The following is a 12,435-nucleotide window of genomic DNA, read 5'->3' on the forward strand; positions in this document are numbered from 1 at the left end:
GGGCGGCCACGTCCGGGGTGGGCACGGCCGCGTCCTTCGGCCCGGCGACGGGCGCGGCCGCGCCCGGGCCCGACCCGTCGTCCCGCTCGGCAGCGGCGTACGCGACCGCCACCCCCGCGAGCGCCGCGAGCACGACCACCGCGGCGGCCAGCAGCCACGCGCGCCGCGTCACCCGAAGACCCCGTGGACGTAGGACGTCACGGCGTCGGAGACGGTGGTCACCACCCCGTCGTTGCGCAGCGACAGGCGTGCCTGCACGGGCGTGCCCGAGCCGACGAGGCCGTTCTGGTCGCCGTCGACGAGCTCGTCGGACGTCACGGTGACGAGCGCGAGCGCCTTCCCGCCGACCGTGGTCACCTGCACGCGCTCGACGTGCCCGGCGAGCGTCGCGGTGTTCGGGAGCTCGATCGAGACCGGGGCGTCGTCGGGCACGCGCGCGTACTCCTTGGCCGAGAGCGTGTACTCCGCCTGGACGTACAGCGACCCGGCGATCTGCACGGTCGCGAGGTGGTCGGCGGCCGAGACGAACGTGCCCTGCCGCGCGCCGACCTCCGTGACGGTGCCGTCCTGCGTGGCGAGGACGACGAGGTTGCCGTCCGCGTCGATGGTCGTCGCCTGGCCCGCGTTGCTCACCGTGCCGAGGGACAGGTCGCGGTCGAGCGACGCGGAGTCGAGGACGAACAGCGGGTCGCCCTGCTCGACCTCGTCGCCGGCCGTGACGTGCTGCCCGACGACGAGCCCCGCGTACGGGGTGCCGACCACGTAGGTCTGCCCGAGGATCTGCGCGGAGCCGCTCGAGGCGATGCTGCGCTGCTCGTTCACGTGGTACGTGGCGTAGGCCGCCACCAGGAGGACGACGACGGTGCCCACGAACAGCTTGAGTCGTACGCGCCAGGTCATGCGGCACCTCCGGTCGTGAGCGCGAGGGCGGGGACGTCCTCGCGCAGGCTTCGGTTCTCGGCGGGCGTGGCGGTCCTGCGGGCCGCCGCCCGTGCCGCACGGCGGCCGGCGCGTGCCTCGCGCCAGGCCGTGAGCACGAAGCCGCCCAGGATCAGGGTGTTGGTCGCGTTCCATGCGACGGCCAGGCTGGGGTACCCGTTCGAGACGTCCTTCCACAGGCCCACGGCGGTGGTCAGGGCGAGGAACTCGAAGAAGAGCACCTGAGCAGTGATGAAGGCGAAGGGCGAGCGGTACGCGCCCTTGGAGCCCGTGACGTGCCAGGCCTGGTCACGGCGCAGGATCGCGTTGACCAGGGCCCGCGTGTAGATCGGGAACGACACGGACGCGAGCAGGAGCACCTGCCAGCGGAACGAGCCGAGCGTGTAGAACGCCAGGAAGATCTGCATGACGTAGAACCCCGCGTAGTACAGCGCCCACGTCAACGGCGTGATCGTGAGGTTCATGGGTGTCAGGTCGAAGTAGATCTGCAGCGGCGGGACGAGCAGCAGCAGGAGCGGGGCGATGCCCGTGAGGTAGTGCGTCGCGGTGACCGTGTACTGCAGCCGCTGGTCGAGCGTCAGCGGGTGCCGCTTGGACAGCGGGTTGTGCGTGAGCATGATCTCGAAGCCGCCCGTGGCCCACCGCAGCTGCTGCTTCGAGTACGCCTCGATGGTCTCGGGGGTGTCCCCGACCGCGAGCGTGTCGGGGATGTAGACCGTGCGCCAGCCCTTCTCGTGCAGCATGAGCGAGGTCCACACGTCCTCCGACTTCGAGTCGGAGTAGATGCCGCCGACCGAGTCGATCGCCGCGCGCCGGAAGACCACGTTCGTCCCGACGCAGAACGCCGCGTTGAACCGGTTCCGACCGGGCTGGATGAAGCGGTAGAAGACCGCCTGCATGTAGCCCGCGCCCTTGGAGATGACGGTGTGCAGGTTGCCGTACGTCTGCGGAGTCTGCACGAACGCGACACGGTCGTCGGAGAAGAACGGCACGGTCTCGTGCAGGAACTTCGGCCGCGGCACGAAGTCGGCGTCGAGCACGGCGAACAGGTCGCCGTGGGCGATCGACAGCGCGTGGTTGATGTTGCCCGCCTTGGCCCCGTTGCTCGACAGGCGGCGCACGTAGCGCGCGCCGAGCTCGGCGGCCAGGTCGCGGACCTCGTCCGAGCGGCCGTCGTCGAGCACCCAGGTGTGGTGCGTGCCCTGCATCCCGAGGGCCGCGGTCACGGTCCGGCGGATGGTCTCGAGGTCCTCGCCGTACGTCGTGATGAACACGTCGATCTCGACGGGCCGGTTGCCCAGGTACATCTGCCAGTCCTGCGGGCGGTCCTCGACACGGCCCCGCACGATGTCGGCGACGTCGTACATGCGGTCCTGCGCGTGGTGGAACGCGAACGACCGTGGGTCGTGACCGGCCGAGAGCACGGTCCACATCGCCAGGAGGGCGTGCACGACGAGCACGGTCTCCGCGGCGATGACCATCGAGTACGGCAGCCAGTCCCCCCGGTTCCCCGGGTTGAGCAGGAAGACCGCGTAGATGACGATGCCGGCGCTCGCGAGCAGCACCATGAGGATGAGCGAGGGGCTCTGCGCCGCCTGGCTCTCGGTCGACCGTGCCGGCCGCGCGTGCGGCTCGTCGGTACGGCGCGGCTCGAGGACGAGCCTGTCGAACGTCGTGGCCATGGGGCCCCCCTCCGTCGTGCCCGAGACGGGCACCGGAGGTGGACCCACCGGTGCCGTTGCGACGGCGGCGGTGGCGCCAGGATCACGGAAGCGAGCCTCCGTGGTGACAGCTCGACGCTAATGGACGGTTCGGGCGATCTGTCCAGACCTGTTCCGCTGTGTCCCACGTCACACTCGACGAACTCACAGGTCAGGCAGCACGTCGGGCCGCTGGATTGCCCCGTTCGGGCGCCCGCCTGGCGGATGCGCCGCTCACTCGAACGGCAGCTCCGCGGTCAGGTACCGCTGCACGGTGGGAGCGACGAGCGCGACGAGCTCGTCGGCACCGCGCTCGGTCAAGGGCGCGAGCTCGACCACGTGCCGCATGAGGAGCAGCCCGACCATCTGGCTCGCGACGAGGGAGGCTCGCACCTCGGCATGGTCGGCGCCGATCGCGTGCGCCACGGGGGTCAGCACCTCGGCGACGACGAGGCGCCGCAGGAGCGGTGCCAGCTGCGGCTCGGTCGCGACCGCGCGCAGCAGGGCGACCCCGCGTCCGCGCGCCACGGGGTCCTCCAGCACGCCGTGCACCAGAGCCGCGACGAGCCGCTCGCCGACGTGGGCGCGGTCACCGTCGGCGATGCGCATGGCGAGCACCCGGGGGTCGAACGGCAGCTGCACCGACGCGACGAACAGCTCGGCCTTGCCGCCGAACCAGTGCCCGACGAGCTTGGGGTCGACCCCGGCCTCCGCGGCGATCGCCCGCACGGTCGCACGCCGGAACCCGACCTCGGCAAACTGACGACGGGCGGCCGCGAGGATCTCGTCCCGCGTCGTGCTCGCCCCCGGCCGCCTGCCACGGCGCGCCGCGGGCTCGTCGACCGGCGCGCCGCTCCCCTTGACCACCACGCGCCACCTCCCTAGATTTCCACACGTGAGGATATTCCTCGCCGAGCGTACCGGGAGGCCGCCATGCGGGCCATGATCGTCAAGGAGTTCCGCGAGCTGCGGCGCGACCACCGCACCATGGCGATGCTGTTCGCGCTTCCGATCGTGCTGCTCGTCGTGTTCGGCTACGCGGCGAACTTCACGATCGACTCGATCTCGACGCAGGTCGTGGGCCCTCACGCCGACCAGGTCGCCACGCTGCTGCCCCCGCTGTTCGACGTCCAGGGCACGGACCCCGGCGCCACCGCGGACGACGCCCGCGGGCTGGTGCGCGACGACGTCGCCGACGTCGTCCTCGACACCTCGACGTCCCCGCCCACCGCGTACGTCGACGGCTCCAGCCTCTTCGTCGCCCAGACCGCGTCGGCGGCCCTCGGACGTGCGGGCGACCAGGTGCACACCGAGGTCCTGTTCAACCCCGACCTCACGACGTCCTGGGTCATGGTCCCGGCCCTCGTCGGGCTGATCCTCACCTTCGTCGGGACGATCATCACGAGCATCGGGCTCGTCCGGGAACGCCAGACGGGCACGCTCGAGCAGCTCGCGGTCATGCCGCTGCGACCCGCCGACGTGATCGTCGGGAAGATCGCGCCGTACTTCCTGCTCGCGTCGTTCGACATGCTCGTCGTCACGCTGCTCGGCGTGTGGATCTTCGGCGTGCCGTTCAACGGCAACCCGGCGCTGTTCGCGCTCGCCGCGGCGACGTTCCTGTTCGTCGTGCTCGGCGTGGGCGTGCTCATCTCGACCGCGTCGCAGACCCAAGGCCAGGCGATCCAGGTCGCGCTCATGACCCTGATGCCGCAGATCCTGCTGTCCGGCTTCATCTTCCCGCTGCAGGCGATGCCCGCCGCGATCTCGTGGATCGGGTACTGCCTGCCCCTGACCTGGTTCGTCAAGGTCTCGCAGGGGATCATGCTGCGCGGCGCGGGGCTGGACTCTCTGTGGCCCGCGCTCGTCGTGCTCGCGGCCATGGCGGTGCTCGTGTTCAGCGCCGCCGTGCTGCGGTTCCGGCGCGACCTGGCGCCCGCCCGGCGCACCACCGCGCGCACCGCCGAGCCGGTGTCGGCATGACGAGCGAGGCAAGGGCGGGCACGACGGACGAGCCGCGCCGGCGCGACTTCGGTGCGTACGGCGTGAGCGTGCGGTTCGACGACGTGCGCGCGCTCGAGGACGTGACGCTCCCGGTCCCCGCGGGTGCCGTGACCGCGGTCGTCGGCGGCGACGGCGCCGGCAAGTCGACGCTGCTGCGGGCGCTGGCCGGGGTCGTCCCGGTCGAGCACGGCTCGGTCGTCGCACCCGACCGGCGCCGGATCGGCTTCATGCCGACGGGCGGCGGGACGTGGGCCGAGCTCACGGTCGACGAGCACGTCGACTTCGTCGGCGCCGCGCACCGGCTGCGTGGCAGCGACCTCGAGCGCCGGCGCGAGCGCCTGCTCGACGCGACCGGCCTGCGCGAGGCCCGGCGACGCCTCGCGTCGCAGCTCTCGGGAGGCATGCGTCAGAAGCTCGCGTTCGGCCTCGCGACGCTGCACGACCCGGTGCTGCTCGTCCTCGACGAGCCGAGCACCGGGGTCGACCCGGTGAGCAGGGTCGACCTGTGGCGGCTCGTCGCGCAGGCGGCGTCCGCCGGTGCGGCCGTCGCGTTCTCCACCACGTACCTGGACGAGGCCGAGCGCGCCGGCACCGTGCTGGTCCTCGACCAGGGGCACGCGCTGCTGTCAGGGCCGCCCGACGACGTCGTGCGCGGCGCGCCGGGCCACGTGCGCCGCGCGACCGCGACGCACGACCCGGCGCGGACCTGGCGCCGCGGGCGGGAGGTCCGCGCCTGGTTCCCGGTCGGTGCCGAACCCGTCGGGCAGGCCGTGCCGGTCGACCTCGAGGACGCCGTCGTCGCCGCGGCGCTCGCGCGCGAGGCGACGGCATGACCGAGCTCGTGCGGGTCGGGGCGGTCACGCGGCGGTTCGGCGACCAGGTCGCGGTGGACGACGTCTCGCTGTCCGTCGAGGCGGGCGAGATCGTCGGGCTGCTGGGCGCGAACGGTGCCGGGAAGACGACGCTGATCCGCATGCTGCTCGGACTGACTGCGACCGACGCGGGCGAGCTCCGGCTGCTCGGTGAGGCCCCCAGCAGGTCGATCCGGCGCCGCGTCGGGTACGTGGCCCAGGGGCTCGGGCTCTACGACGACCTCACGGTCCGGGAGAACCTGGCGTTCGCCGCGAGCGCGTACGGTCACCCGACGCCGCCCGTGCCCGCGGATCTCGTCCCGGTCGCCGACACGCTCGTCGGCGCGATCGGCCTGGGCCGCCAGCGCAGGCTCGCGTTCACCGTCGCGCTCGCGCACTCCCCCGCGCTGCTGGTGCTCGACGAGCCGACGTCCGGCGTGGACCCGCTCGCGCGCGCGCGGCTCTGGGACCGCGTGCACGCACGCGCGGACGCGGGTGTCGGGGTGCTCGTGACGACGCACTACATGAGCGAGGCGCAGCAGTGCGACCGGCTCGTCCTGATGTCGCGCGGACGCGTGGTCGCCACCGGGTCCGAGGCCGAGATCACCGCGTCGACGACGGCGGTCGCGGTCGACGCCGCGTCCTGGCAGGAGGCGTTCACCGTCCTCGACGGCGCGGGGCTCCCGGTCATGCTCGCGGGCCGGTCGGTGCGCGTCGCCGCCGTCCCCCGCGAAAGGGTCGAGGCCGTGCTGCGCGACGCAGGGCTCGACGCGCGCGTCCGGGACGTGGCCGCGACGCTCGAGGAGGTCATGGTCGCGCTGGACACCGACCGCGTGCGCGTCGCCTGAGCGGCGCCCGTGCTGCCGCCACTCGTCGGCTCAGGCCGGGCGGCAGTCGCGCGGCTCGGCGACCCGCACGGTGCCCGTGCACAGCTCACGGTGCAGGCCGCGTGAGTCCGGCGGGGCGAACTCGTCGGCGCGGTCGTCCGTGACGACCTCCATGCCCTGCACGTCGCCGCCGACCCGGTAGGTGAGGACGATCGGGTCACCCTCCGTGGTCGGCTGCGTCACGACGAGCGAGGCCGCGCGACCCGCGTCCAGCGCCGCGTCGAGGCACGCCCAGGCGGGCTCCGGCACGCGTTCGCCCTGGTCGAGCCGGACGACGCCGCACGAGGACGCCGCGATCGTCGCCGGGGTGGTCGCCGCGGTGGTCGTCCCGGTCGCGGAGGACCGTGGGACGGCCGCGCCCGCGGTCTGCTGGCACGCCGTGAGGGCCGCCACCAGCACGCCGACGACCCCCACGACCGTGGTCGCGCCGCCGAGCACCGCACGCGTCGTCGCCTGCACACCGGCTCCTTCCGCCTACCGGTCTCGTGTGGCGAACCCTGTGGTCCTTGCAGACGCCGCGGCGGCCCGTCGGCGGGCGCCTGCGCCGCTGCTCGGGTCGCCGGACGGCGCGGGCCACCGCAGACTTGCCGCGTGCGCACCATGGGAGTCGAAGAGGAGTACCTGCTGGTCACGCCCGAGGGCGAGCCCGCGGCGCAGTCACCGGCCGTGCTCGGGCTCGCGGCGCGCGAGGTGCCGCGGACCGCCGAGCCGGGCGGCGACGTCGAGAAGGAGTTCAAGAGCGAGCAGGTCGAGACGTCGACCAAGCCGTGCACCGACCTGGGCGAGCTGCTCACCGAGATCCGCCGGGGCCGCGAGCGCGTCGACGACCTCGCACAAGCCGTGGGCGTGCGCATCGCGGCGCTCGGCACCGCGCCGCAGGCCGTCGACCCGACGGTGATCCCGGACAAGCGCGCCGGTCAGATCCGTGCCCGCTTCGGTCTGACCGCGCACGAGCAGCTGACGTGCGGCTGCCACGTGCACGTGTCCATCGCGGACGACGAGGAGGGCGTGCGGATCCTCGACCACCTGCGCCCGTGGACGTCGGTGCTGCTCGCCCTGTCCGCGAACAGCCCGGCGTGGCAGGGCGTGGCGAGCGGCTACGCGAGCTACCGGTCGCAGGTGTGGGGCCGCTGGCCCACGGCGGGCCCGACCGCGCCGTTCGGCGACGCGGCCGGGTACCGCGCGCTCGTCGAGTCGCTCCTGGCGAGCGGCACGATCCTGGACGACGGGATGCTCTACTTCGACGCTCGCCTGTCCCAGCGCTACCCCACGGTCGAGGTGCGCGTCGCGGACGTGTGCCTGGACGCGGCCGACGCCGCGCTGCAGGCCGCGCTCGTGCGTGCGCTCGCGGACACCGCGGTCCGGCGCCCCGTCGACCCGGCACCGCCGCGTGTCGAGGTGCTGCGCACCGCGGCCTGGCGGGCCGCACGGTCGGGCCTCAGCGGCGAGCTGGTCAGCCCGCTGTCGTGGCGACCGGCGCCCGCGGCCGACGTGGTCGACGAGCTCGTCGACCACGTGCGCGACGCACTGGTCGACAACGGCGACCTCGAGGCGGTCGAGCGCCAGCTCACCGAGGTCCGCCGCCGCGGCAACGGCGCGATCGAGCAGATGGCCTGGCGCGCCCGCGGGGACGACGACGCGGCCGTGGTCCGCCGTGCGACCCAGCGCACGCTCGGCGCGCACGCGCTCGTGGGCTGACCCGGCCCGCGTCAGCGGGCGAGATCGGCCAGCGGCACGCCGGGGTCGGCGAGGCGTTCGGGTCGCACGACGGCGCGCGAGCGGATCAGCGCCTGCACGTCGTCGACGACGTCCCACACGTTGACGTTCATGCCGGCGACGACGCGCCCCTGCCGCAGCCAGAACGCGACGAGCTCGCGCGCCGCCTCGTCGCCGCGCACGACGACCTCGTCGTACCCCTGGGAGCCCGGCCACCCCGTGTACTCCATGCCGAGGTCGTACTGGTCGGTGAAGAAGTACGGCAGGCGGTCGTAGGGCTCGTCGACGCCCAGGATCGTCGCTGCGGCGGTGGCACCGTGGTGCAGGGCCGCGTCCCAGTGCTCGACGCGGACGCGCTCGCCGAGGAACGGGTGGTCCACGGCCGCGAGGTCACCCACCGCGAGCACGTGCGGGTCCGACGAGCGCAGCCCGCTGTCGACCTCGATCCCGCCGTCGGCGCCCACCGCGAGACCCGCGTCGCGCGCCAGGCCCGACCGCGGGGTGGCACCGATCCCGACGACGACGAGCGCGGCGTCGAGCCGCGTGCCGTCGGCGAGCTCGACCGCGCCGACCGCGGTGCCGCCGGGCTGTGCGGGCAGCAGCGCGCGCACGTCCACGAGCGTGCGCAGGTCGACGCCGTGCTCGCGGTGCAGGTCAGCGAACGCGTGCGCGAGGCGCTCCCCCAGCACGGCCAGCAGCGGCGCCGGGTCGCGCACCAGCACGGTCACGTCGCACCCCGCGGTGCGCGCCGCCGCCGCGACCTCGAGCCCGATCCAGCCGCCGCCGACCACGACGACGCGCCCGCCCGACCCCGCCACGCGCGCGAGCTGCTCGCGCAACCGGTCGCTGTCCGCCAGGGTGCGCAGCGTCACGACGCCGTCGAGGTCGCCGCCGGGCACGTCGAGGCGGCGCGGCTCCGACCCGGTCGCGAGGACCAGGTGGTCGTAGCCGGTTCGCGTCCCGTCGGAGTCGACGACCTCGCGCGAGCCGCGGTCGATCGCGGTCACCGTGACGGCGAGACGCAGGTCCACGTCGTGCGCCGCGTACCACTCGGGCGCGTGCACGAACGCCTGCTCACGCTCGTCGGACCCGGTGAGGTACCCCTTCGACAGCGGCGGGCGCTCGTAGGGGCGCTCCCGCTCCGCGCCGAGCAGCACGACCGAGCCGTCGAATCCCCGCTCGCGCAGCGCCTCGACCGTCTTCGCGCCGGCCAGCCCGCCGCCCACGACCACCACTCGTCCTGACATCGCCGTCTCCTGTCTGGTGCCGCTCGGAGCCCCAGCCGAGCAGGTCCGGAGCCCGAGGGCAACAGCACCGTCGTGGCGCGCCGCGGGCGAGCGTGTGACGAACTCCAGCGCCCCATGGGCTGCCGACCTGGCCGGTCGCTGGCACATTGGTCCGCATGCTCACCTGGCCCGGACGCCCCTACCCCCTCGGCGCCACCTACGACGGGACCGGCACGAACTTCGCGCTGTTCTCCGAGGTGGCCGAACGCGTCGAGCTGTGCCTGCTCGAACCCGACGGGAGCGAGCGACGCATCGAGCTCGTCGAGGTCGACGCGTTCGTCTGGCACTGCTACCTGCCCGCGGTCCAGCCCGGCCAGCTCTACGGCTACCGCGTGCACGGGCCGTACGACCCGGAGAACGGGCACCGCTGCGACCCGTCCAAGCTCCTGCTCGACCCGTACGCCAAGGCGATCCACGGCCAGGTCGACGGCGACGCGTCGCTGTACTCCTACCGGTTCGACGACCACGAGCAGCGCAACGAGGACGACTCCGCCGCGCACACGATGATCTCGGTGGTCATCAACCCCTACTTCGACTGGGGCTACGACCGCCCGCCGGAGCACGAGTACCACGAGTCGGTGGTCTACGAGGCGCACGTGCGCGGCCTCACGCAGCGCCACCCCGCGGTGCCGGAGGAGCTGCGGGGGACGTATGCCGGCATGGCGCACCCCGCGGTGATCGACCACCTCAAGCAGCTCGGCGTGACCGCGGTCGAGCTCATGCCCGTGCACCAGTTCGTCGACGACCCGTCGCTGCAGGAGAAGGGGCTGTCGAACTACTGGGGCTACAACACGATCGGCTTCTTCGCGCCGCACAACGCGTACTCGGCCTTCCGCCAGCCCGGGCAGCAGGTCCAGGAGTTCAAGGCGATGGTCAAGGAGCTGCACGCGGCGGACATCGAGGTGATCCTCGACGTCGTCTACAACCACACCGCTGAGGGCAACCACCTGGGCCCGACGCTGAGCTTCCGCGGCATCGACAACGCGAACTACTACCGGCTCGTCGACGACGAGAAGGAGCACTACTTCGACACGACCGGCACGGGCAACTCGCTGCTCATGCGCTCGCCGCACGTGCTGCAGCTGATCATGGACTCGCTGCGCTACTGGGTCACCGAGATGCACGTCGACGGCTTCCGGTTCGACCTCGCGGCGACGCTGGCCCGTCAGTTCCACGAGGTCGACCGGCTCTCGGCGTTCTTCGACCTCGTCCACCAGGACCCGGTCGTCTCGCAGGTCAAGCTGATCGCCGAGCCGTGGGACGTGGGCGACGGCGGGTACCAGGTGGGCGGGTTCCCACCGCTGTGGTCCGAGTGGAACGGCCAGTACCGCGACACCGTGCGCGACTTCTGGCGCGGCGAGCCCTCGACGCTCGGCGAGTTCGCGAGCCGGCTGTCGGGCTCGTCGGACCTGTACGAGCACACCGGGCGGCTGCCGATCGCGAGCGTCAACTTCATCACGGCGCACGACGGCTTCACGCTGCGCGACCTCGTGTCCTACAACGAGAAGCACAACGAGGCGAACGGCGAGGACAACCGCGACGGCGAGGGCTGGAACCGCTCGTGGAACTGCGGCGTGGAGGGCCCGACGGACGACTCCGCGATCAACGCCCTGCGCGGCCGTCAGCAGCGCAACTTCCTCGCGACCCTGCTGCTCTCGCAGGGCATCCCGATGCTGGCGCACGGAGACGAGCTGGGACGCACGCAGCAGGGCAACAACAACGTGTACTGCCAGGACAACGAGCTGTCGTGGGTGGACTGGGATCTCGACGACGAGCGCACGGCGCTGCTCGAGTTCGCCCGACGCGTCGTCCGGCTGCGCCGTGAGCACCCGGTGTTCCGTCGCCGCCGGTTCTTCGCGGGTGCGCCCGAGCACGGCGGCGAGTCGGACCTGCACGACATCGAGTGGCTCGCGCCGTCCGGCACGCACATGTCGGACGACGAGTGGAACAACTCGATGGCGCGCTCCGTCATGGTGTTCCTCAACGGCGACGCGATCGCCGAGCCGGACCTGCGCGGCGAGGAGATCGTCGACGACTCGTTCCTCATCCTGTTCAACGGCCAGCCCGACCCGACGTCGTTCACCATCCCGGACAGCGACTACGGCGAGGTGTGGACCGCGGTGCTCGACACCGACTCCCAGGTGGACCCGGGTGACACCGCCGCTCCCGGCGAGGAGCTCGCGCTCGCACGCCACTCGATGGTCGTGCTGACGCGTCCGCCGCTCCAGCAGATCCCGGCGACGTCGGGCTCGGGCGCTGTGGCGGCCGCGGCGCGCGAGGCCGCGAAGGTGGTCCCCGCGCGGGGCACGAAGCGCCGCGCGAGCAAGCGCCCCGCCAGCTCGGGCCGTTCCGCACCGTCGGCCGACGGCGCCGCGGCGGCGAGCGGGACGTCGCAGCCGTCGACCGGTGCCGACGCGTGACGGAGGTCCGTCAGACGCCGTCGCGTCGCCTGCCGGCGGCGGGCCGTCCGGTGCCCGTCTCCACCTACCGCGTCCAGCTCGGCGCCGACCTCACGTTCGACGACGTCGCGCGGCGCGTGCCGTACCTCGCGTCGCTCGGCGTCACGCACGTGTACCTCTCCCCCGTCCTGACCGCGGCCCCGGGCTCCACGCACGGCTACGACGTCGTCGCGCACGACGAGGTCTCACCCGTGCTCGGCGGTCTGCCCGGGCTGCGCCGGCTCGCGTCGGTCGCGCACGAGGCAGGCCTCGGCCTCGTGCTCGACATCGTCCCGAACCACATGGCCGTCCCGACGCCCGTGTGGCACAACTCCGCGCTGTGGTCGGTGCTCGAGGACGGGCCCGACTCGCCCTACGCCGCGTGGTTCGACGTCGACTGGTCGGCGGGCGACGGCGCGGTGCTCATGCCCGTGCTGGGCGACCGGATCGGCGCGGTCGTCGCTCGCGGCGAGCTCGTGCTCGGCGAGGAGGAGGTCCCGGGCCACGGCGCGCGCGTGGTGCTGCGTTACCACGACCACGTCTTCCCGGTCCGCGAGGGCACCGAGCACCTGCCGCTCGTCGAGCTCCTCGAGCGTCAGCACTACCGGCTCCCGCTC

Annotated in this window: 11 protein-coding genes; 6 read left to right on the forward strand and 5 right to left on the reverse strand. The window is 73.1% G+C overall.

Going from position 1 to position 12,435, the window contains the following annotated elements:
• Positions 1-168 precede the first annotated feature (168 nt).
• The 3 genes from CWIS_RS15315 to CWIS_RS15325 all read right to left on the reverse strand — a co-directional run bounded on the left by CWIS_RS15315 (position 169) and on the right by CWIS_RS15325 (position 3,509).
• Positions 169-900 (reverse strand): HlyD family efflux transporter periplasmic adaptor subunit, encoded by a 732-nt coding sequence (locus tag CWIS_RS15315; protein ID WP_048344203.1) that lies wholly within the window; start codon positions 898-900, stop codon positions 169-171.
• Positions 897-2,621, reverse strand: coding sequence for a glycosyltransferase (locus tag CWIS_RS15320; protein ID WP_048344204.1), 1,725 nt, complete (start codon positions 2,619-2,621; stop codon positions 897-899). Before CWIS_RS15320 ends, CWIS_RS15315 begins: the two co-directional genes overlap by 4 nt.
• A gap of 252 nt (positions 2,622-2,873) precedes the next feature.
• Positions 2,874-3,509, reverse strand: coding sequence for a TetR family transcriptional regulator (locus tag CWIS_RS15325; protein ID WP_231583935.1), 636 nt, complete (start codon positions 3,507-3,509; stop codon positions 2,874-2,876).
• A gap of 63 nt (positions 3,510-3,572) precedes the next feature.
• Here CWIS_RS15325 and CWIS_RS15330 point away from each other — a divergent pair, with 63 nt between their 5' ends.
• Genes CWIS_RS15330 through CWIS_RS15340 form a run of 3 tightly spaced genes read left to right on the forward strand, consistent with a single transcriptional unit; the run spans position 3,573 to position 6,339 of the window.
• On the forward strand, positions 3,573-4,619 hold the full coding sequence (locus CWIS_RS15330) for an ABC transporter permease (RefSeq protein ID WP_048344205.1): 1,047 nt from the start codon (positions 3,573-3,575) through the stop codon (positions 4,617-4,619).
• Positions 4,616-5,473, forward strand: coding sequence for an ABC transporter ATP-binding protein (locus CWIS_RS15335; protein WP_082156521.1), 858 nt, complete (start codon positions 4,616-4,618; stop codon positions 5,471-5,473). The genes CWIS_RS15330 and CWIS_RS15335 overlap by 4 nt, the downstream gene beginning before the upstream one ends.
• Positions 5,470-6,339: an ABC transporter ATP-binding protein gene (locus tag CWIS_RS15340; protein WP_048344206.1), complete on the forward strand. Its 870-nt coding sequence runs from the start codon at positions 5,470-5,472 to the stop codon at positions 6,337-6,339. The genes CWIS_RS15335 and CWIS_RS15340 overlap by 4 nt, the downstream gene beginning before the upstream one ends.
• A 30-nt stretch (positions 6,340-6,369) precedes the next feature.
• Here the strand turns inward: CWIS_RS15340 and CWIS_RS15345 are convergent, their stop codons facing one another.
• Positions 6,370-6,837 (reverse strand): hypothetical protein, encoded by a 468-nt coding sequence (locus CWIS_RS15345; RefSeq protein WP_048344207.1) that lies wholly within the window; start codon positions 6,835-6,837, stop codon positions 6,370-6,372.
• A 141-nt stretch (positions 6,838-6,978) separates the two neighbouring features.
• Between CWIS_RS15345 and CWIS_RS15350 the strand changes: the two genes are divergently transcribed.
• On the forward strand, positions 6,979-8,076 hold the full coding sequence (locus tag CWIS_RS15350; protein ID WP_048344222.1) for a glutamate--cysteine ligase: 1,098 nt from the start codon (positions 6,979-6,981) through the stop codon (positions 8,074-8,076).
• Between the two features lie 11 nt (positions 8,077-8,087).
• On the opposite strand, the gene CWIS_RS15355 is transcribed toward CWIS_RS15350, so the two are convergent.
• Positions 8,088-9,341, reverse strand: coding sequence for an NAD(P)/FAD-dependent oxidoreductase (locus tag CWIS_RS15355; RefSeq protein WP_048344208.1), 1,254 nt, complete (start codon positions 9,339-9,341; stop codon positions 8,088-8,090).
• Positions 9,342-9,496: 155 nt separating this feature from the next.
• Between CWIS_RS15355 and glgX the strand changes: the two genes are divergently transcribed.
• Positions 9,497-11,800 carry a glycogen debranching protein GlgX gene (gene glgX, locus CWIS_RS15360; RefSeq protein WP_048344209.1) on the forward strand — a complete coding sequence of 768 codons (2,304 nt, stop codon included), beginning with the start codon at positions 9,497-9,499 and terminating at the stop codon, positions 11,798-11,800.
• Positions 11,797-12,435: alpha-amylase family glycosyl hydrolase (locus CWIS_RS19600; RefSeq protein ID WP_048344225.1), on the forward strand; the 639-nt coding region annotated here is incomplete at its 3' end. The genes glgX and CWIS_RS19600, both read left to right, overlap by 4 nt.

Origin of the sequence: Cellulomonas sp. A375-1, from assembly GCF_001040865.1 — a bacterium.
Taxonomy (GTDB): domain Bacteria; phylum Actinomycetota; class Actinomycetes; order Actinomycetales; family Cellulomonadaceae; genus Cellulomonas; species Cellulomonas gelida.